21 protein-coding genes and 2 pseudogenes are annotated in these 25,000 nt (G+C 67.3%); 12 read left to right on the forward strand and 11 right to left on the reverse strand.

Annotated elements, in window-relative coordinates:
- Positions 1-347 precede the first annotated feature (347 nt).
- Both HBK84_RS02830 and HBK84_RS02835 read left to right on the forward strand, forming a co-directional pair.
- Positions 348-1,292 (forward strand): alpha/beta fold hydrolase, encoded by a 945-nt coding sequence (locus HBK84_RS02830; RefSeq protein ID WP_167318139.1) that lies wholly within the window; start codon positions 348-350, stop codon positions 1,290-1,292.
- A 230-nt stretch (positions 1,293-1,522) separates the two neighbouring features.
- Positions 1,523-1,735 (forward strand): annotated as a pseudogene (locus HBK84_RS02835) (integrase core domain-containing protein); the annotation flags it as partial.
- On the opposite strand, the gene HBK84_RS02840 reads toward HBK84_RS02835, so the two are convergent.
- The 4 genes from HBK84_RS02840 to HBK84_RS02855 form a co-directional block, all read right to left on the reverse strand.
- Positions 1,693-1,962: a PIN domain-containing protein gene (locus HBK84_RS02840; RefSeq protein WP_206069184.1), complete on the reverse strand. Its 270-nt coding sequence runs from the start codon at positions 1,960-1,962 to the stop codon at positions 1,693-1,695. The pseudogene HBK84_RS02835 and the gene HBK84_RS02840 sit on opposite strands and share 43 nt — an antisense overlap.
- A gap of 32 nt (positions 1,963-1,994) precedes the next feature.
- Positions 1,995-2,480 carry a helix-turn-helix domain-containing protein gene (locus HBK84_RS02845; protein ID WP_167318140.1) on the reverse strand — a complete coding sequence of 162 codons (486 nt, stop codon included), beginning with the start codon at positions 2,478-2,480 and terminating at the stop codon, positions 1,995-1,997.
- Positions 2,481-2,600: 120 nt separating this feature from the next.
- Positions 2,601-3,842 (reverse strand): heparan-alpha-glucosaminide N-acetyltransferase domain-containing protein, encoded by a 1,242-nt coding sequence (locus tag HBK84_RS02850; RefSeq protein ID WP_240919076.1) that lies wholly within the window; start codon positions 3,840-3,842, stop codon positions 2,601-2,603.
- A 62-nt stretch (positions 3,843-3,904) separates the two neighbouring features.
- Positions 3,905-4,720, reverse strand: coding sequence for a hypothetical protein (locus HBK84_RS02855; RefSeq protein WP_167318141.1), 816 nt, complete (start codon positions 4,718-4,720; stop codon positions 3,905-3,907).
- A 348-nt stretch (positions 4,721-5,068) separates the two neighbouring features.
- On the opposite strand from HBK84_RS02855, the gene HBK84_RS02860 reads away from it, so the two are divergent.
- Both HBK84_RS02860 and HBK84_RS02865 read left to right on the forward strand, forming a co-directional pair.
- Positions 5,069-5,572: a Fur family transcriptional regulator gene (locus HBK84_RS02860; protein WP_240919077.1), complete on the forward strand. Its 504-nt coding sequence runs from the start codon at positions 5,069-5,071 to the stop codon at positions 5,570-5,572.
- A gap of 72 nt (positions 5,573-5,644) precedes the next feature.
- The gene (locus HBK84_RS02865) at positions 5,645-7,171 is read left to right on the forward strand and encodes a catalase (protein WP_167318142.1); all 1,527 of its coding nucleotides are present in this window, start codon (positions 5,645-5,647) and stop codon (positions 7,169-7,171) included.
- 196 nt (positions 7,172-7,367) lie between these two features.
- Here the strand turns inward: HBK84_RS02865 and HBK84_RS02870 are convergent, their stop codons facing one another.
- From HBK84_RS02870 to HBK84_RS02885, 4 genes are read right to left on the reverse strand one after another with little or no spacing between them, the layout of a single operon-like run.
- Positions 7,368-8,570: a DUF2334 domain-containing protein gene (locus HBK84_RS02870; RefSeq protein WP_167318143.1), complete on the reverse strand. Its 1,203-nt coding sequence runs from the start codon at positions 8,568-8,570 to the stop codon at positions 7,368-7,370.
- A 50-nt stretch (positions 8,571-8,620) separates the two neighbouring features.
- Positions 8,621-9,271, reverse strand: a complete 651-nt coding sequence (locus HBK84_RS02875; RefSeq protein WP_167318144.1) for a calcium-binding protein — start codon at positions 9,269-9,271, stop codon at positions 8,621-8,623.
- Positions 9,268-10,608 (reverse strand): glycosyltransferase family 2 protein, encoded by a 1,341-nt coding sequence (locus HBK84_RS02880; RefSeq protein WP_206069185.1) that lies wholly within the window; start codon positions 10,606-10,608, stop codon positions 9,268-9,270. The genes HBK84_RS02875 and HBK84_RS02880 overlap by 4 nt, the downstream gene beginning before the upstream one ends.
- Before the next feature lie 3 nt (positions 10,609-10,611).
- The gene (locus HBK84_RS02885) at positions 10,612-10,872 is read right to left on the reverse strand and encodes a hypothetical protein (protein WP_143467430.1); all 261 of its coding nucleotides are present in this window, start codon (positions 10,870-10,872) and stop codon (positions 10,612-10,614) included.
- Between the two features lie 134 nt (positions 10,873-11,006).
- Between HBK84_RS02885 and HBK84_RS02890 the strand changes: the two genes are divergently transcribed.
- Positions 11,007-12,053, forward strand: coding sequence for an o-succinylbenzoate synthase (locus tag HBK84_RS02890; RefSeq protein WP_206069186.1), 1,047 nt, complete (start codon positions 11,007-11,009; stop codon positions 12,051-12,053).
- A 27-nt stretch (positions 12,054-12,080) separates the two neighbouring features.
- Here HBK84_RS02890 and HBK84_RS02895 read toward each other — a convergent pair whose 3' ends face one another.
- The 3 genes and pseudogenes from HBK84_RS02895 to HBK84_RS02905 all read right to left on the reverse strand — a co-directional run.
- A complete protein-coding gene (locus HBK84_RS02895; RefSeq protein WP_167318145.1) occupies positions 12,081-13,430 on the reverse strand; it encodes an MFS transporter in 1,350 nt (449 codons plus the stop codon).
- Positions 13,431-13,440: 10 nt separating this feature from the next.
- On the reverse strand, positions 13,441-13,986 hold the full coding sequence (locus HBK84_RS02900) for a flavin reductase family protein (protein ID WP_085108609.1): 546 nt from the start codon (positions 13,984-13,986) through the stop codon (positions 13,441-13,443).
- A gap of 43 nt (positions 13,987-14,029) precedes the next feature.
- Positions 14,030-14,325 (reverse strand): annotated as a pseudogene (locus HBK84_RS02905) (IS3 family transposase); the annotation flags it as partial.
- A gap of 380 nt (positions 14,326-14,705) precedes the next feature.
- Between HBK84_RS02905 and HBK84_RS02910 the strand changes: the two are divergent.
- From HBK84_RS02910 to HBK84_RS02940, 7 genes are all read left to right on the forward strand, one after another.
- Positions 14,706-16,931: a PhoX family phosphatase gene (locus tag HBK84_RS02910; protein ID WP_167318146.1), complete on the forward strand. Its 2,226-nt coding sequence runs from the start codon at positions 14,706-14,708 to the stop codon at positions 16,929-16,931.
- A 240-nt stretch (positions 16,932-17,171) separates the two neighbouring features.
- Positions 17,172-18,884: a nitrite/sulfite reductase gene (locus HBK84_RS02915; protein ID WP_240919078.1), complete on the forward strand. Its 1,713-nt coding sequence runs from the start codon at positions 17,172-17,174 to the stop codon at positions 18,882-18,884.
- On the forward strand, positions 18,881-19,687 hold the full coding sequence (locus HBK84_RS02920) for a phosphoadenylyl-sulfate reductase (protein ID WP_240919079.1): 807 nt from the start codon (positions 18,881-18,883) through the stop codon (positions 19,685-19,687). Before HBK84_RS02915 ends, HBK84_RS02920 begins: the two co-directional genes overlap by 4 nt.
- The gene (gene cysD, locus HBK84_RS02925) at positions 19,669-20,601 is read left to right on the forward strand and encodes a sulfate adenylyltransferase subunit CysD (RefSeq protein ID WP_144998250.1); all 933 of its coding nucleotides are present in this window, start codon (positions 19,669-19,671) and stop codon (positions 20,599-20,601) included. Before HBK84_RS02920 ends, cysD begins: the two co-directional genes overlap by 19 nt.
- A gap of 2 nt (positions 20,602-20,603) precedes the next feature.
- A complete protein-coding gene (locus HBK84_RS02930; RefSeq protein ID WP_167318147.1) occupies positions 20,604-21,944 on the forward strand; it encodes a sulfate adenylyltransferase subunit 1 in 1,341 nt (446 codons plus the stop codon).
- A 101-nt stretch (positions 21,945-22,045) separates the two neighbouring features.
- On the forward strand, positions 22,046-23,989 hold the full coding sequence (gene menD, locus HBK84_RS02935) for a 2-succinyl-5-enolpyruvyl-6-hydroxy-3-cyclohexene-1-carboxylic-acid synthase (protein WP_167318148.1): 1,944 nt from the start codon (positions 22,046-22,048) through the stop codon (positions 23,987-23,989).
- 111 nt (positions 23,990-24,100) lie between these two features.
- Positions 24,101-24,847 carry an SDR family oxidoreductase gene (locus HBK84_RS02940; RefSeq protein WP_167318149.1) on the forward strand — a complete coding sequence of 249 codons (747 nt, stop codon included), beginning with the start codon at positions 24,101-24,103 and terminating at the stop codon, positions 24,845-24,847.
- Positions 24,848-25,000: the final 153 nt, after the last annotated feature.

Genomic DNA, 25,000 nt, shown 5'->3' on the forward strand with positions numbered 1-25,000 from the left:
AGCCGCGATGCCGAGGCCTGGTCCACGTTCTGCGGGCCGTCCGGGCGTGGACGGGCATGCCCGGCGCCGGCACAGAGCGTCCGAAGTGCCACGGGGCGGGCCGGCAGGCATGATCCGGGCGGGACGCGGCCCCCCCACCGGGGGTGACCCTGCCGGGCCGCCGGGTCCGGACCCGGTCACGCGGCTCTCGGGACGGGCTGGGCGCGTACCTGCCGCTCTCAGCGCCCGCGACAGGGAGTTCCGCGAGTGGGCGACGGAGGTCGGGGGCCGGACATCCCGTTGTCGGCAGGTACGGTAGGGTCATACCGTCGAGCTCCCCGCCCGAGGGGCATGACGAGGAGGTCAGCATGGCTCTGCGCGAACTCGAGTTCACGTCGCACAACGGCACCGACACCATCCAGGCCTGGGTGTACGAACCGGCGGTCACGCCGGTGGCGGTGGTCCAGCTCATCCACGGTCTCGGCGAGCACTCCCGCCGGTACCTGCACATGACGGCCACGCTGGTGGATGCGGGGTTCGTCGTGGTCGCGGACGATCACGCGGGTCACGGTCGGACGGCGATGCAGTCGGGGACGTGGGGTGACGCCGGTGACGAGTCGGCGACGGTCATCGTGCAGGACGAGGTGACGCTGTACCGGAAGGCCAAGGAGCTGTTCCCCGACCTGCCGTACGTGGTGTTCGGCCACAGCCTGGGGTCGATGATCGCGCGGGCGCTGGTGCTGCAGCCGGGTGTCGAGGTCGACGGGCTCGCGCTGGGCGGTATCGCCGTGGGCATGCGCGGTGTCGAGTCGACGCTGGATCGCGAGGCCCTGAAGGCTGCCGTGGCGGCCGACGGTTCCGCCCCCGCTGCGGATGCGTTGGTGGGCCAGCTGTTCGACGGCTTCTACGACCGCCTCGGCCCGGACTTCGGCCCGACGGACTGGGTGGCGCGCAACGCGGACGTCGTCCGTGATCACGGCCGCGACCCCTTCAACAACTTCGGCGCCCCCTTGAGCAACCGGTTCCTGCAGGGCTTCGTCGACGTGTACGACCAGGCCAACGGCGACGACTTCTTCGACCGCCTTCCGCAGGTTCCCGTCGCGATCTTCGCGGGCGCGGAGGACCCGGTGACCAACTACGGCGAGGGTGCGCGCGAGGTCGCCCGGCGCCTGGAGGAGAAGGGCCACGACGTCGAACTCCACATCTACCCCGACGTCCGCCACGAGGTTCACAACGAGCCCGAGACCCGCGCCGAGATGGAGAACTCCCTCATCGAGTTCGTCCACCGCGCCGCCGGGCGGGACGACGCCTGACCCCCGAGGCGCACCCGGCCGCTCGCGCCCAAGCACCGTGACGGGGCCCTGCCGTGAGGATCGTCTCTCGGCAGGGCCCCGTCGGTGATGTGAGGTCTCAGGCCATGACGGGACGCACGCGTCGCCCAGCGAGGGGCTCGTCCATGGTGACCTCGCGAAGCGGAGGATGTCGCCGGTGGCGCAGCGAGGGCGAGAGGCCTGGCCACGGGTGACCTCGCCGAAGTGAAGGCGAGGATGCCGAGAGCAGGCTCCGCGACGAGTGCCTGAACATCAACAGCTTCTACTCGCTGCTCCACGCCCAGGTCGTGATCGGCGACTGGAAGACCGAATACAACCACGACCGCCGGCATTCATCGCTCGGCTACCTCGCACCCGTCGACTACGCTCGGCAATGCACCCATCAATCGGAAACCGACGACTCGCACAGCGACCGGACCGAATGAAGGGGGCGGCCCAGCTTGAGGGCGGTCGTCGGGAAGTCCTTCTGGTTGGATGTCACGATGAGCTCGGCTCTTGAACGGACCGCTGCCGCCAGCACATGTCTGTCCTTGGGGTCATTGGTCATGGCGGGCACGAGGCTCTCGTAGTTCTCGACCAGAGCGGCCTGAATTGCTTGGCCGTGGCCAGACGCAGTAGTAGATCTGCGGTAGGCATGGGAATCAATACGCATGCATCGAGAACCACCGGGAACGACATGGGGATTTACCGGGTGGCCGGGTCTGCCGGGATGTCGAAGTACGTGCCGTGGTTCGCTGCCTCGTGAGTTGCCTGTCGGAGACCTTCGCGGCGTGTCTTCTCGAGACGTTCTTCATAGGCAATGAGATCAGTCAGCAGGACTCTGCGGTGCCTTCCGACCTTGGTAAACGGGATATCACCTTGCTCCAGCAGCTTGACCAGTGTTGGCCGGGAAATTCCCAGATGATCAGCAGCTTGCTGGGTGGTCAGCCTCGCGTTGGTAGGTACCACGGAAACGCCATGATTGTTGGCAAGCGCGTCCACGACGTGTGTGAGCAGGGAGTAGACCTCAGCGGGGATCTGCTGTGTGGCTCCGGTCGGAGACACCAGATAGGGGATCCCGCGGCCCCGTGCCGAGGGCGTGGCCTCGAGGAAGGCCGCGAGGGCTTTCAGTTCTTCCTCATGAGCCGGGGTGGGTGCGACAGTTGAGCGATCCAGCGGGGCGGTTGTCATGTTTCTACCCTACTGGCTATTCGAAATATTCAAAATGTCGTCACTTTACCTCACCCTGCCCGCAGCCGCTCCCATAGGTCGAACGCCAGAGCGGGTACCGCGGGATGAGGTTGACGCCAGTTAGGAGTTGCGGGTCCTTCCAGGATTGGCATTGCCGCCCCGCCCGGCGACGAGGCGGCGCGTCCCCTTCGCGCAGTAGGCGACCACCCGCTCGAGCGGTCCCTGCCCAAGAGTCCGCTGCCAGATGACCGCGAAGGCAGCGGCCACCAGCAGGTGCACGACGTACCAGAGGTAGGGGGAGTCGTAATGCAGCTCGAGGGACAGCGCCAGCAGGTGCGCCGAGTAGAGCGTAAGGGTCATCGATCCCATCGCGGACAACGGCACGAGCCAGTCCCCGATCTTCTGACTGATCAGCAGAAACACACCCAGCACCGCCAGGCTCAGCCCGAGGCTGGTCGCAATGGCCAGCGGCGTGTTGGAATGCGGGGTCGTGATGGCCAGCCACCACCCGGTGTCGGTTGGTAGCGAGTCGGTACCCCACACCAGGATCTCGTCGAGCGTGGACTCGCTCAAGCGCGATGCCTCTTGCAATACGGAGTAGCCCCCGAGGCCGTAGAGGAGCACGGCGGACACGAGCTGGGCCAACACGGTGAGCGCGACGCCCACGATCACCAAGCGGACCTGGGTGCGCACTGCTCGCAGATCCAAGCGGCCCAGCCCCATCCCGACTAGCAGATACGTCATGTACGGCAGCGCCGGGTAGTTGCCGGTCAGCAGAAGCTGAGACAGCGTGCCCGCGGGGTTGCTGAGGACATTGGGCAGGGTGGGGTTGTAGTACCACCACTCCGGCAGGACATCCAGCATGCGCTGCATCAGCAGGGGCGAGAGGATCCCGAACGCGGCGGCCCAGATGAACAGCGTCTTGGGGCGGGCATGCAGGAACGGGATGGCCAGGATGAAGAACATGCCGTAGTAGAACAGGATGTTGTAGGCGGGAGGATCCTCCGGCATCGCGGCGTTGACGGTCATGCCCACCGTGACGATCAGCAGGGCGCGGACCAGGACACTCACCCGGTCAGCGGTCAGGGCTCGCCCCTCGCGTGGTTGCCGGGCGCCGGAGCCCAACGCCAGGCCCACTCCGGCCAACAGCGCGAACAGGGCGGCCGAGTGCCCGGAGAACAACCGCCAGGACCAGCTGGCCTCCCCGGTCTGCTCGTTCCACGCGGGCAGCAGGTGGATGGCCATGAGCCCGATCAGTGCCAGCCCCCGGGCGGCATCGATCCCCACCAGTCGCCGCTTGCGCGGCGCCCCGTCCGTTGCGGTTGCCACGTCCCCCGTGCCACCGCGTCGTGTCGTATTCACTCGTACTCCTGAGTTCTCCCCGGCCTCGCGGCCCCCCAAACACGTGCTTTCAGGGATAAGCCCTACCCTGCCCGCGACCGTTCCCACAAATCGAACACCATGGCCAGTTCCACCAGATCGGTGGGTGGGAGCTCCTGGAGTCGCTTGGCGATCGCCTCGGACTGGCGGTTCTGATTCCACACGGAATCCTCCAGCACAAGACGCACCTGCGGGGAATGCGAGAAGTCCGCCCTGGTATTGTTGCGCGCCTGTTGCTGCAGGTCAGTGTTCTCGGCGGCCTCGCGGACCAGTAGTTCCACCGCGCTCACCTTGTGCTCGTCGCTGGCATCCAGCCCCCCGAGGAACCTGTTGACCTTCTCCACCAGCTCGGCCTTGGCCGCGCGTTCGCGTTCCTGCTGGCGGGCCATGCCGGCTTCGGTAATGCCCTGCAGCCCTCGGGCCTCGCCGTCCTCCAATTGCAGGTCCTCGTCCCGCTGCTTCTCGAGCCGGTAGTGAGTGAGGACGACGTCGTCCGCGGTCACTGTCTCGCGCTCGCCGTCGTCCAGCTGCTCGCGCAGCAGTCGCGCCAACAGGTCCGCGAACACCGAGAGCTTGAGGTAGTACGTGTCCCCGAAGTTGAGGATCTGGGAGAAGAACGCATAGGACTTCGTGTACTGGCCCAGCAGGGAACGGAACCCGTCGAGCTCGTCGCGCGCTGCGGCGTCGTCGTCGTACACGGCGCGGGACCAGCGGTTGGTGAACCGCTCGACCGCCGGCACCAGCGCCGAGGTCAGCGCGCCGCGCTTGCCGTTCCTGTCCGACCACGCCGCCCACACCTGGTCGACCTCCGCGCGCGTGTAGATGTTGGCGGCATCCAGCTTGGTCATCTGTTTGGCCACGAGGTCCGGGTCCGAATCGGTTTCGATGTGCCGTGGAGCACCCGGACAGGTAGTACGGCCGCCCGCAGTTCGTCGCCGCGGAGGCCGCGGGCGGCGTCGTCGATGGCCCGCGCGAACTGACACGCCGCTGGACAGCGGGTGGGAACATCTGTGGTGCAGAACGACCAGAAAACAAGGAAAAACCGTGCAGATCGCGGCATGGACGTAGTGGAGAGCGTTTGCCGCGGCGCCAGAGGGTGAGGAGGGGAAAGCCCCCTCCCCGAGGGTTCACCCTCCCGTCACCCCTACGTCGTCCGGCACACCCCGCAACCTTTTGATGAGTAACTCAAAACATGACATAGTGAAGCTATGACCTCGACCACTCTCACCGATCAGCCCGGGGAACGGGAGAACGGCGGCGGCGCCGTCGTGCCCGTGCTGTGGACCGATCGGATCCGGGCGGCCGGACTGCGGGTCACCAAGCCCCGACTGGCGGTGTTGGACGCGCTCGAGCGCCACCAGCACGCCACCGCGGACGAGGTGCTCGCGGACGTGCGCACGGCATTGCCGGAGATCACGGTGCAGTCCATCTACGTGGTGCTGCACTCGCTCACGGACGCCGGACTGTTGCGCCAGCTGGACCTGGCGAACTCCCCGGCACGGTACGAAACCCGGGTCGACGACAACCACCACCATGCCGTGTGCACGGTGTGTGGACGCATCGAGGACGTGGCCTGTGCCGTGGGGCATGCACCGTGCTTGACTCCCAGCGAGACCCACGGGATGAGCATCCACGTGGCCGATGTCGTCTACCAAGGCGTGTGTTCCGACTGCTCGGCCCAGCGGGCCGGTGCGACCGCGGTGCCTGTCTAGACCCCTGAGCTCCGGGAACCCATCTGGGCCACCGGTTCACCCACCCATCCCAACCCCATCAAGGAGTACGCGATGACGGAACCCACCCCGCACGCCACCGGGTCCACGACCCAGGCCGGCATTCCCGCTGTCAGCGACCGCAACTCGCTGACCACCGGCCCCAACGGTTCGATCGTGCTGCATGACCACCAGCTGGTGGAGACCCTGCAGCACTTCAACCGGATGAACATCCCCGAGCGTCGTCCGCACGCCAAGGGCGCCGGCGCGTTCGGCACCTTCGAGGTCACCGAGGACGTCTCGCAGTGGACCAAGGCGGACTTCCTGCAGCCGGGCAAGAAGACCGAGATGCTGGCCCGCTTCTCCACCGTGGCCGGCGAGCTGGGCTCCCCGGACACCTGGCGTGACGTCCGTGGCTTCGCCCTGAAGTTCTACACCGAAGAAGGCAACTTCGACATGGTCGGGAACAACACCCCGATCTTCTTCGTGCGCGACTCCATGAAGTTCCCGCACTTCATCCGCTCGCAGAAGCGCCTGCCGGACTCCGGGCTGCGTGACGGCACCATGCAGTGGGACTTCTGGACCAACAACCCCGAGTCCGCCCACCAGGTCACCTACCTGATGGGTGAGCGCGGCCTGCCCAAGACTTGGCGCCACATGAACGGCTACGGCTCGCACACCTACATGCTGGTCAATGCCGAGGGCGAGAAGTTCTGGGTCAAGTGGCACTTCGAGTCGCGGCAGGGCGTGGAGAGCCTCAGCAACGAAGAGGCCGAGCGCCTGGCCGGAGCCGATGGCGACGTCCACCGTCGCGACTTGTTCGAGGCGATCGAGCGGGGCGAGTACCCGAAGTGGGACCTGTACTTCCAGATCATGCCGTACGAGGAGGCCAAGACCTACCGGTTCAACCCCTTCGACCTGACCAAGACCTGGTCCAAGAAGGACTACCCGCGGCACAAGGTGGGCACCATGACCCTGAACCGCAACCCGGAGAATTTCTTCGCCCAGATCGAGCAGGCGGCCTTCTCCCCGGCGAACATGGTCCCGGGCACCGGCAACTCCCCGGACAAGATGCTACTGGGGCGCACTTTCGCCTACGCGGACGCCCAGCTCTACCGCGTCGGCACCAACTTCCAGCAGCTGCCGGTGAACCGCCCGATCAACGAAGTGCACACCTACAACTTCGAGGGCAGCATGACGTATCACCACAGCGGTGCCCGGCGGGTGTACGCCCCGAACTCCTTCGGTGACTCCTGGTCGGACGAGACCGGCCCCGTGGACAACGGCTGGGAGGACGACGGCGCTCTGGTCCGCGAGGCCTACACCTTGCGTCAGGACGACGACGACTTCGGTCAGCCGGGCACCCTGATCCGCGAGGTCTTCAACGACGCGCAGCGCGCGCGGTTCGTCGAAACCGTCGCCGGCGCCCTCGAGGGTGTCGCGGAGCCGGTGCTCTCCAACGCCTTCCAGTACTGGAAGAACGTGGACGAGAACATCGGTCAGCGCATCGAGGAGGCCGTCAAGTCCAACGCCGCCAACCCCGAGGTTCCGGGCATGGGCGTGGACGAGGACCCCACGAGCAACTCCGAGATCAGCGAGTAACGCTCCGGGGGTGAACGGACCCCGGTGAGTTCGGTGGGCGCGGTTGCGGTGGGATGACCGCCGTGCGGGGCTCCCGGCCGCCGAAGGCCGCCCACTCCTGACGTTCACACGCGTGCGAACACCCGGTCAGCGATCCTGGCCGGGTGTTCGCGCGTTCTGGGTCCAGGGTGCCCGCCCGGGGGCGCGGACCCGGACGCTACTTCAGCTCCGTGACCGGTCGGAACTCGTACCCCAGCTTCTTGATGCCGGTGACCGTCTTCTTGAGGTACTCGATGTCCAGGTACGGGTGGAAGAAGAAGCTCGCGGTGGATTCGCGCACGGTCAGGTTCGCATTGGCCCGTGCGACCAGGAACTCAGGGGTGCGGGCGGCATGGTTGTTCTGCTCGCCCTCGGTGATGTTGCCCAGGTTCTCCGGATACACGGCGCCGCCGTAGATGTCGCTCACCGTGAACGGGAACTGCTGGCTGTAGGACTTACCGGCTTCGGAGGGTTGCCCCGTGAGGATGCTCGCGTAGTAGTCGCCCTGTTCGTAGCGCGCGTCGTACTCCTGGGCCATGGCCACGTACGAGTTCACGGAACCGCCGTAGTGCGGTGTCTCGAAGATCGTGGGCTCACCCAGACCGGCGTCCTCCATCACGGAGCGTCCAGCGTCCAGGCGGTCCTTCCACTCGTCCACGTCGTCCTGGGCCACGCGGCGCAGGTCCTTCGGGTCGGAATCCGGGCCCACGTCCTCCAGGCGCACCGCGGCCTGCTTCACCGCGGGGGCGTCCGAACCCACGAGGTCGTAGAAAAAATCCGTGTAGACCAGGTACACGTCGTTCGCGTCGATGTAGTCCAGGGGCACCTCGGCCAAATACGTGAGGTTCGCGGAGCGGATGGCCCAGGGGGCCTCCGGGGAACCGTTCGCCGTGCACGAGGTGGGCTTACCGCGCTCGGTGCACTGCGACGTCGCCAGGACCTCCACCTTGTCGTTCGTGCCCGTGAACGGGACCACGATCTCAGGGGCACCCTGGGTCTCCCGGTGCACCTTCTCGCCCTCGTACTCGACCGAGGTGACCTTGGAACTGTCCACCGTGGTCGCGGCGCGGGGGTCCCAGCCGTACTTGTCCCGGAACTGGGCGTTCTGCGCGTCGTCGGGACCCGCGAGGGCCTCGATGTTGCGGCCCAACCACATCACGGGCTTGTCGGTAGAGCGGACGTCGTCCAGGAAGGCCTGGGGGAGCGGGACGCGGTGGTCTGCGCCGATGTACACCGCGGCGTCGTAGTTCTCGACCATGGCGTCCGTGTAGTCGGCCACCGGCTTGAGTTCGGTCTTCCCGAAGTGTGTGAGCAGGTTGCCCGTGGCGATCGCGTACATGGCGTTGGTGTCCGCGGCGGCACCGGTGTTGTCGTAGAGCACGCCGTGCGCACCCCGCAATCGTCCGCGCCAGCCCGGCGCGGACGATCCCGTCAGCCCTGCCCCATAATCTCGAAATCGTGGAACAGGACCTTGGCGTCCTCCGTGTACAACCCGATCGCGCCCCCTCGGTAGGGAGTCTCCTCGTCCGTGACGGTGGCCAGTTCGGTCCCGTCCACCGTGACCGTCATCCTGGGCCAGTCCTGCATGATCTCCACCCGGTAGTCCCTGCCCACCGGGAAGGTCCGGTCCCCACCGGAGGCGATGAACCGCTGCGCCCCCGGATAGGCCGGGTCCTGCTTGGAGATCTCCCAGCCGTTGGGTTTGAGCGCCACCGCGTAGAAGTGGTCGTTGTCGCGCAGGTTCCACTGCACCCAGCCCACTTCCCACGCATTGGGTTCGTCATTGCGGCGCAGTTGCTCCTCGGTGCGCACCGTGACGGCGAAGTCGGCGTCGTCGTAGTTCTCCACCGTGTGCACGAGCGCCCCGTGGGTCACGATGGCGGCCTCGGCCGTGTGGGGTTCCAGCAGCACCTGCCGGTCGTTGCCCTTCACGGTGCCGTAGCCCGTGTACATGACCTGCCAGCGCCCGTGCACCTCCCCGTCCGCCCACGGCTGCACGCGCCACAGGTTATTCATGACGGCCACCACCGCGAGCACCAGCACGATCGTCGCGACGAGTACGACGACGCCGCGCTTCCTCATGCATGGGCCTCCACCGTGAGCTCTCGGGCCGAGGAGTCCACCTGCTCCTGGTTCTCGACCACGCGTTCCGTCTTGGCCCAGCCGTTGTGGCCGCGCACCGCGCGCCACGCGGCCTTCCAGCCGGCCACGTACCACAGCACGGCGTAGAGCACGTAGAGGTGGACCAGGCCCACGGCCTTGACCGGGTTCAGACCGCTGTGACGTTCCTGCGACCAGTACACCAGCCCGTAGAGCAGCGCGGGTCCGAACGCGATCAGGTAGGACGAGAGCCACCACCCGGAGACCACAGCATGACCCGTGACGATCCCGACCGCGAGGTCCAGCACCCAGAAGGCGAACGCCAGGGACAGGAAGGACGTAAGCAGCAATAGGAACGGGCTCGTCAGGTGGTACAAGAGATCCGCCCGGCGGCTGCCGGTGAGGTCCCGCAGCACCCACGGCACCAGGTTCCAGGACTGCAGGTGGCCCTGGAACCACCGGGTGCGCTGCTTGACCCAGCGCTTGACGTCCACGAGTCCCTGCTGGTGCACGGACGCGGTGGAGACGAACTCGGTCTGCCACCCGTCCATGAGCAGTCGCACGCCCAAATCCAGGTCCTCGGTGAGGCTGCGCGACCACGGGGACACACCCAGCCCGTCGAGCGCGGAGAGCCGGACGAACTGGCCGTTGCCGCCGAGTCCCACGCTGCCCAGGTGTCGGCGGCCCCGCTGGAACACGTGGGTGTAGAGCACGAACTCGAGGTCCTGCATCCGGGCCAGGAGGTTCTGCTGGCGGTTGTTGATCCGCACGCCGATCTGCACCGCGCCCAGGCGGTTGTCCTTGAACAGGGGCATGACGTCGTCCAGGGCGTGCGGGTCCAGACGTCCGTCCGCGTCCATGACGCACACGACCACGTCAGAATGAGACGTCCCGGCGATCAGATCGCTCGTGCGCAGGTACTGGATGGCGGCGTTGAGCGCCTCGCCCTTCCCCTCGCGGGCGTGGGGCAGGGTGCGCTGGAACAGGTGCACGCGCGGGTCCGGGAACGAGCGCACGATCTCGGCCGTGCCGTCGTCGGAACCGTCGTCGATCACCATGATCTGGACGTCCGGGTGGTCCAATCCGACGAGCCGCTCGAGGCTGGGCCGCAGGACGCGTTCCTCGTTGAGGCACGGGATCACGAAGACCACCTTGTGGTGGCCGGGGACGGTGGCGATCTTCACCCTACGGTGCTGAGAGCGCTGCGGTTCGAAGCGGGAGAGCACCAGGATGAACATGCCGTACAGGACGCTCAGGGCCACGAGGACCACGGCGAGCACCAGGATGAGGTCGATACGATGACCGAAGACCAGGATCACGGTTCAGCCCTTCACCTTCAGCGCGTGCCGACCGTGCGCGGGCAGCTCCTGGTACGGCTGGTCCTCGGCGGCGGTCACGGGCGCCATCTCGCGCGGGTGCGCGGCCTGACGGGGCCTGCGCCGAATCTGGTGCCACGTGGTGATGGCGCTCGCGATGGACACCGTGCTGAGGAAGAACAGCAGGTACGCCAGGAACAGCACCATGGCGATCATCAACAGCACGCGGCTGCCGCCCTGCAGGAACGCCTGCAACGTTTCCCCCACAGACGCGATTTCGGACAGCGCAAAGACATGCAACACGAATCCCCCGATTCCCCCTGTGGTGTCGCGATCATCCCCCGGACTCACGACACTTGTGACCCGGCGTTGCGATCAAGGCGGACACGTACCCTAGGGCCATGCTCTCTTCGGTGACGCCCATACCCCCACTGTCCGATCTGCTCGATACCGCTCGGGTGGTTTCCCTGCCCATGCGCGTGCGGTTCCGGGGGGTCACCGCCCGGGAAACGGTGGTCTTCCACGGCCCGGCGGGTTGGGGTGAATTCGGTCCCTTCACCGAGTACGAGGACGCCGAAGCGGCGTCGTGGTTGCGCGCGGGCATCGAGGTGGCATGGACCGGGTTCCCCGACCCCGTGCGCACCCGGGTGCCCGTCAACGCCACGGTCCCGGCCGTCCCCGCCGAGCGCGTCCCGGAGGTCCTTGCGGGGTACGGCGGCGCGGTGCACGCCGTGAAGATCAAGGTCGCCGAACGCGGACAGAGCCTCGCGGACGACGTCGCTCGCGTCGCCGCCGTGCGCGCCGCCCTCCCGGACGCGCAACTGCGCGTGGACGCGAACATGGGCTGGAGCGAGGACGACGCCGTATGCGCACTCACCACCCTGAGCGAGTTCGAGCTCGCGTACGCCGAGCAACCCGTGGCCACCGTGCCGGGGCTGGCCAACGTGCGCCGTCGGCTGCGGGACGCGGGGAACAAATTGTTGATCGCCGCGGACGAATCCGTGCGCAAGGCGCAGGACCCGCTGGCCGTGGCTCGGGCCGACGCGGCGGATCTGATCGTGGTCAAGGTCGCACCCCTGGGCGGGGTACGCCGGGCGCTGGAGATCGTGGCGCAGGCCGGGCTGCCCGCCGTCGTCAGCTCCGCGATCGACAGCTCGGTGGGGATCCGGGCGGGCGTGGCACTCGCCGCGGCGTTACCGGAGTTGCCGTACGCGTGCGGGCTCGGGACGCTGTCCCTGATGACCGCGGACGTCACCGCCGAGCCCCTGCGCCCGGTGGACGGCTACCTCCCGGTGCGGGACGTGGCGGTCTCCGAGGATCTGCTGACGGAACACGCGGTCACGGGCCCGCGCCGTGACTGGTGGCTCGAGCGGATCTCCCGCACGTACGAGGTGCTGCGGGGCGGGGACGTTGAGACGGCGGAAGGGGCCGACACTACGCATGGGTAGGATCGGCCCCTTCTTGGCAAGTCCGGTTCAGCGACGGGCAGCCGGAGTGGGCTCCTCGGTGGCGGATTCAACCAAAGGAGTATCGATATGGGGCTTCAAGCGCGAGGCCGCGAAGGCAGCTAGAGCTACCACGACCGCAACCCCGATGTAGAGCTGGGTCGGTGACCAGCCGCCGTCGAGGAGGGTGCCCACCAGAATGGGTGCCAGAATGGCTCCCACCCGGCCAATTCCGAGACCCCATCCGACACCGGTTGCTCGCACCTCCGGCGCATACGTCTGAGGCGCCACGGTGTAGAGTCCCGCAACACAGCCGTTGATGAGCATTCCCACGACCACACCACTTAGGAATGCGAGAGTCGGAATTGATGTAGTAGTAATGAATACCACCAATAGCACGGCCGCAAGAATAGTGAACACCACGAGCGTGTTGCGCGCGTTACGCCGAATGGTCAGAACACCGTAGATCAGTGAACCGAAGGTTCCACCCATGGTCAGCATCAGCCCCCCCACAATGCCTTGTTGCTCCGTCATCCCGGATTCAACCAGAAGTCTCGGCGTCCACGAATTCGCGAAGTAGAAGCCGAACATGATGACGAAGAACGATACCCATAGCAGGATGGTTGAAACCCGGTACCGGCCACCAAGCAGCTGAGTTACGCTACCCTGTGACGAATTGGTTGTGGTGGGTGCATCCCCCAGGAAAACGTCCCCCTTGAGCCCGATCCGTCGGGCAATTCCAACCAACTTCTCTTCGGCATTCTTGGGGCGTCGGACACGGTAGTAATCAACAGATTCTGGCAGGATCACCAGGATCAAAACGGCTGCGAACAATGTCACAAGGCCGCCGACAAGGAACACGGAGCGCCATCCGAAAGCGGGAATCAGCTGGGTGGCGCCCATTCCACCCAGTGTGGCACCCACCCCGTAGCCAGCGGTGTAGATACTGATGGCCATGCCGCGATTCTTCACATTGGAGTACTCGCTGGTGATGACCGTAACCGTTGCGAGGATGCCGCCCACACCCAGCCCGGTGATGACTCGCCATGCGCCCAGCTCAAGGGCGGAGTTCGCCGTGGCGGAAAGGAACAAACCTACGGCATTGATGCCAACCGCGACCAACAAGATCTTGCGACGTCCGAAGCGATCAGCGAACGGGCCCAGCAAGAGTGATCCAGCAGCCATGCCGATCAGACCGGAACTCAGGAGCCAGCCCAGCTGGGCTCCTGTGAGTTCGAACTCCTTGGAGACGGAGGTCGCGGTGAAGGCCATTGCCAACACGTCGTACCCGTCGAGGGCGTTGAGAAACGCGGCTAGTGCAACAATGACCCATTGATATGCCGACATCTTGGAAATGTCGATCTTACGGCGAATGTCCAAAACATGCCTTTCAGGGAACGTCGATGGTTACGAGGGCTGACTGTGCGGGGTTTCCCGGAGTTGAATCCGGTCGAGTTGCTACTGCGCGGGAGACGCAGCAGCACATTGTGGCGTTCGGGGCCTTCTGGCGGTCGGAATAGAAGACGTCTCGATGATCAACTTCCCCGGAAAGCTCCAGAATCTTCACTTGACAGAGACCACACTCTCCCCGGCGACAATCCGACATGGTGTCCACACCTCCGCGTTCCAGCGCTTCGAGCATCGACTCATCCGAATTCACGGTGGTCCTGAAGTTCAATCGGGGAATATGGACTTCGAAGGGCTCGGCCTCGTACCATCCACTGTTCCCGAACGTCTCGTACCTTAAATTGGTAGGGTCCAGGCCGTTATCGGACCACGCCCTGCGGACAGCATCCATCAAGCGAATGGGTCCGCACATGTACAGCTCGGTGCCATCGGCAACGCTGCTCACGAGATCAGCGACATCCAGAGTTCTCCCCCGATCATCCAGGTGAACCTCGATACGGTCGCCGTGCAGCGCCTTCAAATCCTCCATGTAGGCATGGGCACTGCTGCACGGTGAGGTGACAGTTGTAGTGTCAAGCCGCGAGGTCCACGGCTGGGTTCATGATGGTCTCGCATTCCATCGGGGTCAAACGGCCCAGGCGAACCTGTCGACGGCGCCAGTGGTAGGCCTGTTCGATCCAGGTGATAATCGCGATCCGCAGCTCGTCACGGGTCCGCCAGCGACGGCGATCGAGGACGTTCTTCTGCAGCAACGCGAAGAAAGATTCCCGCGCCGCGTGGCCGCATTGACCAGTGCGTTCACCGCGAGGCGGGCCTTCATCCGGGAATCCATGGAGTAGCCCACGATCCGCCCGCAGAACGCGTCCTTACGAACGACGTCTTCGCGGAACTCTCGGGGATATGCAGCGGGCATGGTGCATATCCTTCCAGGCCGCCCGACGGGCAAGCCAGATCAGATGTCACCTCCCCCGTACAGCAGTTCCGATCCATGATGAGGGGCCGAGGTGGCTCGAACTTGCCCCAGCACGTCAACGGGGGTTGAAACCCGCCCCTGTATGCAGCCCGGGACCCAAAGTCGCCACAATGCGGCACGCGGCGTGCGGGGCCCCGAAGGTGGTCCGTGACAGACGTGCAATTAACCCGTCGTTCGCCCGGTGGTTGCGTGGCGATCACGCCGTGATGGTGGGCTGAGCAGCGGAACCACTCGCTGACATGCATCAACGCATGTCCCACCCAGGGAGCCACGCCATGACCCAAGCACCCGAACGCCGTCGCCTGTTGCCCATGCTGGGCCACGTCAACGGCAAGCGAAGCCCGCTCACGTGTGAACTCAAGTGCGGTAGCCAGTGCATGACCCCGGACGCGAACACATCCGGCAACGAGTACGTGCACGACGTCATCTCCGCAGCTGTCAGCCGCCGTGCCGCCCTGGGTCTGGGGATGGCCGGGGCCGTGACCGTGGGTGTGGTCGCCGTGACCGCCCAGCCGGCCGAGGCCACCTACGCCTACTGGGGTCAGGGCCGTGCCCGCCTGGACTTCACGCCCATCAAGCCCGTGGACATGACCGTGGACGACCTCTCGGTGCCCAAGGGCTACGACTGGTCGCCCATCATCCGCTGGGGTGACCCCCTGTTCTACGACTCCCCGGAGTTCGACCCCAAGAACCAGACCCCCGAAGCGCAAGCCAAGCAGTTCGGGTTCAACTCGGACTATCTGGACATCATCCCGGACCCGAACGGGCTCACGGGCGTGCTGGTGAACAACCACGAGTACACCAACGAGAACACCATGTTCCCGGCGGGCTACGACAAGACCAACCTGACCAACATGGTCAAGACCGCGATCCAGGCGCACGGCATGTCGGTCGTGGAGATCTCCCGCACCAAGGTGGGGGAGCCGTGGACCTATGTGCGCGGTGGCGCTCGCAACCGTCGCATCACGCTGACCACCACGTTCGTGATGGACGGGCCCGCCGCGGGGTCCGATCTGCTCAAGACGCAGGACGACCCCACCGGCAAGCGCGTGCTGGGCACCCAGAACAATTGCTCGGGCGGTGTGACACCGTGGGGCACGGTGCTCTCCGGTGAGGAGAACGTGCACCAGTACTTCATCACCTCCGGCACCGCCGAGGAGAAGCGCTACGGCTTCCCCACGACCATGCCGTCCCGCCGCTGGCCCGAGGTGGAGAAGCGCTTCGACGCCCGGATCGAGGGGTACAAGAACGAGCCCAACCGCTTCGGTTGGATCGTGGAGATCGACCCGCAGAACCCCAACTCCGCGCCCATCAAGCACACCGCGCTGGGCCGCTTCAAGCACGAGGGCGCGAACGTGCGCGTGGGTGACGACGGCACGGTGGTCGCGTACTCCGGTGACGACGAGAAGTTCGAGTACATCTACAAGTTCGTCTCGTCCCGCAAATACCGCAAGGGCGACAAGGCCCACAATATGAAGTTGCTCTCCGAGGGCGACCTCTACGTGGCCCGGCTGCGCGGCAACTCCCAGGCCCCCGAGATCACTGGGACGGGCCAGCTGCCCCGCGACGGCGAGTTCGACGGCACCGGCGAGTGGCTGCCCCTGCTCAAGGGTGGAAAGTCCATGGTCCGCGGCATGTCCGTGGAGGAGGTCCTGGTTTACACCCGCCTCGCCGCGGACAAGGCTGGCGCCACCAAGATGGACCGCCCGGAGGATGTGGAGCCCAACCCCCACACCGGCAAGGTGTACGCGGCGCTGACCAACAACTCCGATCGCGGCAAGCCCGGTAAGGCGGACGTGGACGAGGCCAATCCCCGCACCGGCAACCGTGACGGGTACATCCTGGAACTGACCGAGCGCAATAACCGGCCCCAGGCCACGCGCTTCGACTGGAACCTGTTGCTCGTGTGCGGTGACCCCACCAAGGATTCGGGGACGTACTTCGGCGGGTTCCCCAAGGAGAAGGTCTCCCCGATCTCGTGCCCCGACAACGTGGCCTTCGACAAGGCGGGCAACCTGTGGATCTCCACGGACGGTGCGCCCTCCAAGATCGGCTACAACGACGGTCTGTTCAAGGTGGACCTCCAGGGTGCCAATCGCGGTCGCGTGCAGCAGTTCCTGGCCGTGCCGCAGGACGCGGAGACGTGCGGTCCCGTGATCCACGACATCGAGGGCATGGTCTACGTGGCCGTGCAGCATCCCGGTGAGGACGGCACGTTCGAGCAGCCCCGCTCGTACTTCCCCGACTACGTGCTGCCCACGCGCGCCGGGGCCGGCGAGTTCTCCATGCCGCGCCCCGCGGTGGTCCAGGTCTTCCACAAGAACCGCGAGGACCAGCCCGAGTTCCCCGGTGGCGTGAGCGACAAGCCGGGTAAGGGCCGCAACCAGGACAAGCGCCGCAAGAACGGCAAGAACGGCCCCAAGTACCGCGGGTACCAGGGCAAGAGCAATGCCGAGCTCAAGCGCCGCGCTCGCCAGGCGCCCAAGTCCTTCGAGGGCTGAGCTCGTAGCACCACCGCACGCGCGGGCGGGATCGCGGGGGACCGCGGTTCCGCCCGCGTCGTCGTGCCCGGGAACAGCGGGCGACGACGCCGCGGTGTCGGCCGAGCGACGTCGGCCTGTACCCGCGGGTGACCAGGGGGAATGCCGGCTATGTGACGTGTTTGTGACGGTGAATCGCTGCACTGAGGGCTCGCTCGGTACGTTGGAGCGACTTGCCTCCCCCTCACCCAAGGAGCACCCATGACACCCTCCGCCGACACCCAGGACCAGGCCCCCGCCGCGGCGTCCGGCCGCGTGCGCGGACCCCGCAAGGGCACCGATCTGGGCCAGTGGAAGGTCAGCGGCCGCACGCCGCTGAACCACAACGAGGAGTTCAAAGCGGAGGAGAACTCGCTCAACGTCCGGCAGCGGATCATCGACACGTACTCCAAGACGGGGTACGCCTCGATCCCCGCGGACGACGTCCACGGGCGGTTCCGCTGGTTGGGCCTGTACACGCAGCGCAAGCAGGGCGTGGACGGTGCGTCGACCTCCAAGCTGGACGCCGAATCGCTCTCGGACGAGTACTTCATGCAGCGCATCCGCCTAGACGGCGGACAGCTGACCACGGAGCAGACGCGCGTGCTGGGTGGTATCTCCCGGGATTTCGCGCGCGGCACCGCGGACGTATCCGACCGGCAGAACATCCAGCTGCACTGGCTGCGCATCCAGGACGTCCCCGAGATGTGGGAACGCCTGGACTCGGTGGGGCTCACGACCCTCGAGGCGTGCGGTGACACCCCCCGCGTGTTCCTGGGCAGCCCCGTGGCGGGCGTCGAGGCGGATCCGATCATCGATCCCACGTCCGAGCTCGAGGCGCTGCGCACAGAGTTCGTGGGCAACCCGGACTACGTGAACCTGCCGCGCAAGTTCAAGACCGCGATCACCGGCAGCCGCACCCTGGACGTGGTGCACGAGATCAACGACGTCAGCTTCGTGGGGGTCAACCACCCGGAACTCGGTCCCGGTTACGACCTGTGGGTGGGCGGTGCACTGTCCGTGTCCCCGCGGTTGGGGGAGCGCCTGGGTGCGTTCGTGGCGCCGGAGGACGTCGTGCCCGTGTGGGCCGGGGTCACTGCGATCTTCCGTGACTACGGCTACCGCAAGCAGCGCACCAAGGCCCGGTTGAAGTTCCTGCTCGCCGAGTGGGGCCCGGAGAAGTTCCGCCAGGTGCTCCAGGACGAGTACCTGGGTCGCGAGCTGCCCGACGGTCCCGCCCCCGAGCGCGCCGTGGGTCACGCGGATCACGTGGGGGTCCACGAGCAGAACGACGGCAAGAAGTACGTGGGCTTCGCGCTGACCGCGGGTCGCCTGAGCGGTGACGCCCTCGTGGCGCTCGCCGACGCCGCCGAGGCCGCCGGTTCCGGCCGGATCCGGTTGACCCCGCACCAGAAGGTCCTGGTGCTGGACGTGGCCCCGGAGAACGTGGATCCCCTGATCGAGGCGCTGCGCCCGTGGGGGATGCACGCCAAGCCCAGCCCGTTCCGCCGGTCCACGATCGCGTGCACCGGGATCGAGTTCTGCAAGCTCGCGTTCGTGGAGACCAAGGGTCTTGCCGCGCGGGTGATCGACGACATGGAGCAGCGCCTCCAGGATGTGGAGATCCCCACCCCCATTTCCCTGCACATCAACGGGTGCCCCAACTCGTGCGCGCGTATCCAGACCGCGGACATCGGCCTCAAGGGCCAGTACATCGGTGAGGAGTACGTGTTCCAGGTGCACCTGGGCGGCGGCCTGGCCTCCCCGGACCGCGAGGAGGGCGGTTTGGGTCGCACCGTGCGCGGGCTGAAGATCACCGCAGATGACCTGTCCGACTACGTGGAGCGCGTCACCCGCACGTTCCTCGACGAGCGCGAGGCCCACCAGAGCTTCGCCGAGTGGGCCCTGAACGCCCAGGAGGATTCACTGAAATGACCAGGACCGACACCGCAGGCAACAGCGGCACGGCGGACGCGTCGTCGTCCGCTCACACCACGACCATCGAGCAGGACCCCGCGGCCGCTTCCCCCGGACGCACCCGCTCCGTCGAGGAGCTCAAGGCGCTCGTCGAGGAGGCGCAGCAGCGCTTCGGACTGCGGGATGCGGACCCGGACGAGGTGCTCGCGTGGGCCGCCGAGACCTTCGGGAAGAAGCTCGCGGTCGCGTGTTCCATGGCCTCCGACACCGTGGTCCCCGCCCTGGTGAGCAATCACGTCAAGGACGTGGACGTGCTCTTCCTGGAGACGGGCTACCACTTCCCGGAGACCCTCGAGACCCGCGATCGCTTCGCCTCGGACTGGCCAGTGAACGTGCGGACCCTGCTGCCCGAGCTGACCGTGCCCGAGCAGGACGCCAAGTACGGTCCCAAGCTCCATGACCGTGACCCGGGCCTGTGCTGCGGGATGCGCAAGGTTGCGCCGCTGGACAAGGCCCTGGCCGGCTATGAGGCCTGGGTGACCGGGCTGCGGCGCGAGGAGACACCCCACCGCGCGAACGCCGCGCCTGTGGAGTGGGACGAGCACCACCAGATGGTCAAGCTCAACCCCGTGGTGGATTGGAGCTTCGACCACGTGGTCGATTACGCCGAGCAGAACCTCGTGGTGGTCAACCCGTTGCTGGGCCAGGGCTACCCGTCCATCGGGTGTGCACCATGCACGCGCAAGGTCGCGCCCGGAGAAGACCCCCGCGCCGGTCGTTGGTCCGGTGTGGGCAAGACAGAATGCGGGATCCATCTATGACCACGACCACCTCCGAATCCGTGACACTCTCCCAGCTGCAGCGCCTCGAGGCCGAGTCCATCCACATCTTCCGCGAGACCGCGTCCGAGGGCGAGCGCCCCGTGCTGTTGTTTTCCGGCGGCAAGGACTCGGTGGTCATGCTTCACCTGGCCGCCAAGGCCTTCTGGCCGGCCCCCATCCCGTTCCCCGTGCTGCACGTGGACACCGGGCACAACTTCCCGGAGGTCCTGGAGTTCCGGGACCGCACCGTGGAGCGGTTGAAGATCCGCCTGGAGGTCGCCACGGTCCAGGACTACATTGACGACGGCCGCCTGGCCGAGCGCCCGGACGGCACCCGCAACCAGTTGCAGACCGTTCCCCTGCTGGACGCGATCGCGGAGGGCAAGCACGACGTCGTCTACGGCGGCGCCCGGCGTGACGAGGAGAAAGCCCGCGCCAAGGAACGCATCATCAGCCTGCGCGATGAGTTCGGCCAGTGGGATCCGCGTAACCAGCGCCCTGAACTGTGGAGCCTGTACAACACGCGCCACCGCCCCGGTGAGCACGTGCGGGTGTTCCCGCTGTCCAACTGGACCGAGTTGGACATCTGGTCCTACATCACCGAGCAGGGCATCGACCTGCCCCCGCTGTACTACGCCCACGAGCGGGACGTGATCAGCCGCGACGGGATGTGGCTCGCCGTGGGTGAGTACGTGAGCCCGCGGGAGAACGAGACCGTGGAGCAGCGCACCGTGCGCTACCGCACCGTGGGTGACATGAGCTGCACGGGTGCCGTGGAGTCCCCGGCCACGACCGCGGAGGAGGTGCTGGCTGAGGTCATGACCAGCACCCTCACCGAACGCGGGGCCACCCGCGCGGACGACCGCGTGTCCGAGGCCGCCATGGAGGACCGCAAACGAGAGGGCTACTTCTAGAGATGAGCACCGAGAACCGAGCAAGCCTGCTGCGGATCGCCACGGCCGGCAGCGTGGACGACGGCAAGTCCACGCTCGTGGGCCGCTTGCTGCACGACACCAAGAACATCCTGGTGGACCAGCTCGACGCGATCGAACGGGTCAGCCAGTCCCGCGGCCTGGACGCCGCGGACCTCGCGCTGCTCACGGACGGGCTGCGGGCCGAACGCGAGCAGGGCATCACGATCGACGTGGCCTACCGCTATTTCGCGACGCCCGCGCGCAGCTTCATCCTCGCGGACTGCCCGGGGCACGTGCAGTACACGCGCAACACCGTCACGGGTGCCTCCACCGCGGACGCGCTGATCGTGCTCGTGGACATCACCCACGGGATCATGGAGCAGACCCGGCGCCACCTGGCTGTCGGAGCCCTGCTGGGGGTGCCGCACCTGATCGTCGCGGTCAACAAGATCGACCTGTTGCCCGATGCGGAAGAAGCGTTCCGGAAACTGAGCGGACAGTTGCACGAACTCGCGGACGAACTGGGTGTGCTGGACCTGCGGATCATCCCGGTCTCCGCGCTGCGCGGCGACAACGTGGTCGAGGCCTCCCAGGACACCCCGTGGTACGACGGTCCGTCCCTGCTGAGCTGGCTCGAGAACCTCCCGGACTCGTCCGAGCTCACCCAGGCGGAACGGTTCGCGCTGCCCGTGCAGTGCGTCATCCGCCCGCAGTCCGCCGCACTGTCCCCGGAGTTCGTGGACTACCGCGGCTACGCGGGCCAGATTGCCTCCGGTTCGGTGGCCGTGGGGGACAAGGTCGCCGTGCAACCGGCCGGGCGCACCACCACGGTTGAGCGCATCGACGTGGCCGGGGCTCCCGCCGAGTACGCCGTGGCCGGGCAGTCCGTCACCCTCACGCTCGCGGACCAGATCGACATCACGCGCGGTGACCTGATCGCGGAACCGGCCGGGGCGCCGTCGGGCACTAAGTCGGTGGAGGCCGTGGTGTGCTGGCTCGACGACGAGAAGCCCCTGCGCGAGGGCCAGCGCGTGCTGCTCAAGCACACCACGCGCGTGGTGCGCGGGATCGTGGGTTCGCTCGACGGGCGGCTGAACCTCGAGAGCCTCGCCGCGGAATCGGTGGAGTCGTTCGAGCTCAATGATATCGGCCGGGTGACCGTACGCGTGGCCGAACCGCTGTTCACCACTGCGTACACGCAGTCGCACGCGCTGGGCTCGTTCCTGCTCATCGACCCACAGTCCGGTCGCACGCAGGCCGCGGGCATGGTGCAGGACGACAGCGTCAACACCCCGGGTGTGCTGGGTAACCTCCGCGCGGACGCGGGGGAGTGGGCCATCTGAGCCATCCCTGAGTGACCTTTGCGGCCCCGGTCCACGTCGTCGACGACGGCGCGGCACCGGGGCCGCTGTGCGTGTCGGTGCCGGTCGATACGCTCTGGAGCGTGATTAGCCCCAGCCTCGTCTCGGCCACCGCCGTCCTGCGCGCCCTCGCGATGCGCGGGATGGAACACCTCGTGGTGTCCCCGGGGTCGCGTTCCGCGCCGCTGGCATATGCCGCGGCCGCAGCGCAGGCCAGCGGTGCACTGTCGGTACACGTGCGGATCGACGAGCGCGACGCCGCCTTCACCGCCCTCGGCATCGCCCGCTCCACGGGCCTGCCGTGCGCCGTGGTGACCACGAGCGGGACGGCCGTGGGTGAGCTGCTCCCGGCGGTCATGGAGGCCTCCCACGCGGGGGTCCCCCTGGTGGTGCTCAGCGCGGACCGCCCGCCCGAACTGCGCGGGACCGGCGCGAACCAGACCACGCGGCAACCCGGGATGTTCGCCAACTTCGTGCGCGCGGCCGTGGACCTGCTACCCCCGGACGATCCGCAGTTGTCATGGCCGCAGCAGTGCGAGGACGTGGAATCGTTGCTCGATCACATCCTGGCCGCCCTTCCCGGCGATGAGCAGGATCCGCCCGGACCCGTGCATGTGAACGTGGCCCTGCGCGATCCGCTGTACCCCGTGTGCGACGACGACCACCGTCACCTGCGCAGCTGGGCCCGCGACCTCGCGAGTGAGGTGCGGCCCGTGCGTTCCGGGGGTGCCGCGCGGATCCGGGTGCACCCGTGGTCGGTGCTCCTGGAGCCGTTCCTCCCGCCCGCCGAGTCGGTGCGAATCACGGAGTCGGCGCCATGGAACGAGCCCGTGCGTGTGACTTCCGAGGCCGACGGCGCGGATATGCGTTCCAATGCCGCGCGGCGGGTGTCTTCCGACTCTGAGTCTTCGGCGCCCCCGGCACCCTCGGCGACCGCGGGCACCGCACATCCCCTCATCTTTGCCGGCGACGGCGCGGGGCCTACCACCGAGCGTTTCGCGCTGGAGCATTCGTTGCCCCTGCTCGCCGAACCCTCGTCCCAGGCGCGCGCGGGAGAGGCCGCCATCGCGTCCTACGAGAGCGTGCTGGACTCACCCCTCGGTGAGCGCGTGGACTCGGTGATCCTCGTGGGCCGCCCGACCCTGAGTCGCCGTGTCTCGGCGCTGCTCAAGCGCCCCGACGTGCGGGTGATCGCCGTGCGACCCGATCCCGCCCCGTGGTTCGAGCACGGCAGGCGCCCCGAGGACGCGGTGGGCTCGTTCGAGGAGGCAGCGAGCGCCGTCGGACCCGCGGAACCCGGGTGGCTCGAGGCGTGGCGCGAGGCGGGAGCCGCCGCCGACGCCGCGGTGCTGCGGTTCGTGGACGACCAACCCTCGCTGACGCGCCTGCACGTAGCGCGGGCGGTGTGGGACGCAGCGTGCGCGGACGGGTCGGTACTCCTGGCGGGGTCCTCTAACATCGTTCGGGACCTGGATCTCGTGGCCCGCGCCCGGGGGCCCTTGGCGGTGATCGCCAACCGCGGGCTCGCGGGGATCGACGGGACCGTGGCTACCGCGCACGGCGTGGGATTGGGGACGGGGCGGCCCGTGCGTGCCGTCATGGGGGACCTGACGTTCCTGCACGACGCCGGGGGACTGCTCCTGGGACCCGGCGAACGCGTTCCGGACCTGCACATGATCGTGGTCAACGACTCCGGCGGCGGGATCTTCCAGACCCTGGAACACGGGGAGCTGGGCCGGGACCCGCGTTACACCGCGACCGTGGAGCGCTTCTTCGGAACCCCCCACACGGTGGGGATCGCGGAGCTGTGTGCGGCGTACGGGGTCCAATACGTGAGCGCGGACACCGCGATCGAACTCGCCGCCGCACTCGCCGCACCCGTGGCCGGCCGGCGGGTCATCGAGGTCACACTGGACCGGCAGAGCCTGCGGGACTTCAACGTGGCCGCCAGGGACGCCGGTACGCGAGCGGTGCGGGAGTACCTTGAGGGCGAGCCCTCCGAACGGGAGCATCGCGCGGGGGAGTGAATGCCACTCGGCGCTCACATGTTTTTCACCGTGCGCCGTGCGTACCGTCCCGGGCCGGCCGCGGCCGTATGCGCCGCCCATGGTGTCCGGGGCGCTCGTTAGCATGGCGTCATGACTGAGCAGAGCACTCACACGACCACCGTCCGCACCGCGCTCGTCACGGGCGCCACCCGTGGCATCGGCCGGGCCATCGTGCAGGACCTCGCACGGGACCACATCGTCTTCGTGGGCGGACGTTCCGCCGCCGACGTCCAGCGGGTCCGCGACGAACTCGCCGGGCTGGGTCCGGGGACCCGGGCGTTCACCGCGGACGTGAGCTCGGACGAGGAGGTCGCCGAGGCGTGGGAACCCCTGCGGGACGAGTTCGAGGGGCTCAACGTGCTGGTCCACTCGGCCGGGATCGCACCGCAAGCGCGGGTGGAGGAGGCCACGCGGGAGCAGTGGGAGCGGATCTTCGACGTCAACGTGATCTCCGTGGCCCAGCTGACCCGGTTGACCCTGCCCCAGCTGCGCGTGGCCGGCGGTGACGTCGTGGCCATCAACTCGGGCTCGGGGTTCACCTCGGGCCCGTCGGCGGCGCTGTACTCCGGGACCAAGTTCGCCCTGCGCGCCCTGACCGACGCGCTGCGTGAGGAGGAACGCGAGAACGGCGTGCGCGTGAGCTCGGTGCACCCGGGGCGCGTGGCCACGGACATGCAGGAGGAACTGCAGGCGTACATGGGCAACGAGTACCACCCCGAGGACTGGATCCGCCCCGAGCAGATTGCCGCGGCGGTGCGCACGGCAGTGGACGCCACGCGGGATTCTCAGGTCGAGGTGATCTCGGTGCGGCCCTCCGGGATGGTGAACCGGGGCTGACCGCGGTTCATCGCCTCCCGCAGGGGCCGCTCATGACGTCGTGATCGGGTGGGCGCGCTGCATCGGCGCGGGATGCACGCCCCGAGGGATGCCGGCCGACCCCGCCGTGAACGCCGGTGAATAGGCGTCCTCACCATAGGGTGCGTGTTTCAA

The sequence above is a fragment of the Kocuria sp. KD4 genome (assembly GCF_011769905.1).
Lineage (GTDB): Bacteria > Actinomycetota > Actinomycetes > Actinomycetales > Micrococcaceae > Kocuria > Kocuria marina.

Bases quoted from the DNA above. Each gene is read 5' to 3' on its own strand.
- HBK84_RS02920 (WP_240919079.1), top strand. From the start codon at position 18,881: ATGACCAGGACCGACACCGCAGGCAACAGCGGCACGGCGGACGCGTCG.
- HBK84_RS02915 (WP_240919078.1), top strand. From the start codon at position 17,172: ATGACACCCTCCGCCGACACCCAGGACCAGGCCCCCGCCGCGGCGTCC.
- HBK84_RS02890 (WP_206069186.1), top strand. From the start codon at position 11,007: ATGCTCTCTTCGGTGACGCCCATACCCCCACTGTCCGATCTGCTCGAT.
- HBK84_RS02940 (WP_167318149.1), top strand. From the start codon at position 24,101: ATGACTGAGCAGAGCACTCACACGACCACCGTCCGCACCGCGCTCGTC.
- HBK84_RS02840 (WP_206069184.1), bottom strand. From the start codon at position 1,962: ATGCGTATTGATTCCCATGCCTACCGCAGATCTACTACTGCGTCTGGC.
- HBK84_RS02865 (WP_167318142.1), top strand. From the start codon at position 5,645: ATGACGGAACCCACCCCGCACGCCACCGGGTCCACGACCCAGGCCGGC.
- HBK84_RS02875 (WP_167318144.1), bottom strand. From the start codon at position 9,271: ATGAGGAAGCGCGGCGTCGTCGTACTCGTCGCGACGATCGTGCTGGTG.
- HBK84_RS02860 (WP_240919077.1), top strand. From the start codon at position 5,069: ATGACCTCGACCACTCTCACCGATCAGCCCGGGGAACGGGAGAACGGC.
- HBK84_RS02845 (WP_167318140.1), bottom strand. From the start codon at position 2,480: ATGACAACCGCCCCGCTGGATCGCTCAACTGTCGCACCCACCCCGGCT.
- cysD (WP_144998250.1), top strand. From the start codon at position 19,669: ATGCGGGATCCATCTATGACCACGACCACCTCCGAATCCGTGACACTC.
- HBK84_RS02900 (WP_085108609.1), bottom strand. From the start codon at position 13,986: ATGGAGGATTTGAAGGCGCTGCACGGCGACCGTATCGAGGTTCACCTG.
- HBK84_RS02830 (WP_167318139.1), top strand. From the start codon at position 348: ATGGCTCTGCGCGAACTCGAGTTCACGTCGCACAACGGCACCGACACC.
- HBK84_RS02910 (WP_167318146.1), top strand. From the start codon at position 14,706: ATGACCCAAGCACCCGAACGCCGTCGCCTGTTGCCCATGCTGGGCCAC.
- HBK84_RS02930 (WP_167318147.1), top strand. From the start codon at position 20,604: ATGAGCACCGAGAACCGAGCAAGCCTGCTGCGGATCGCCACGGCCGGC.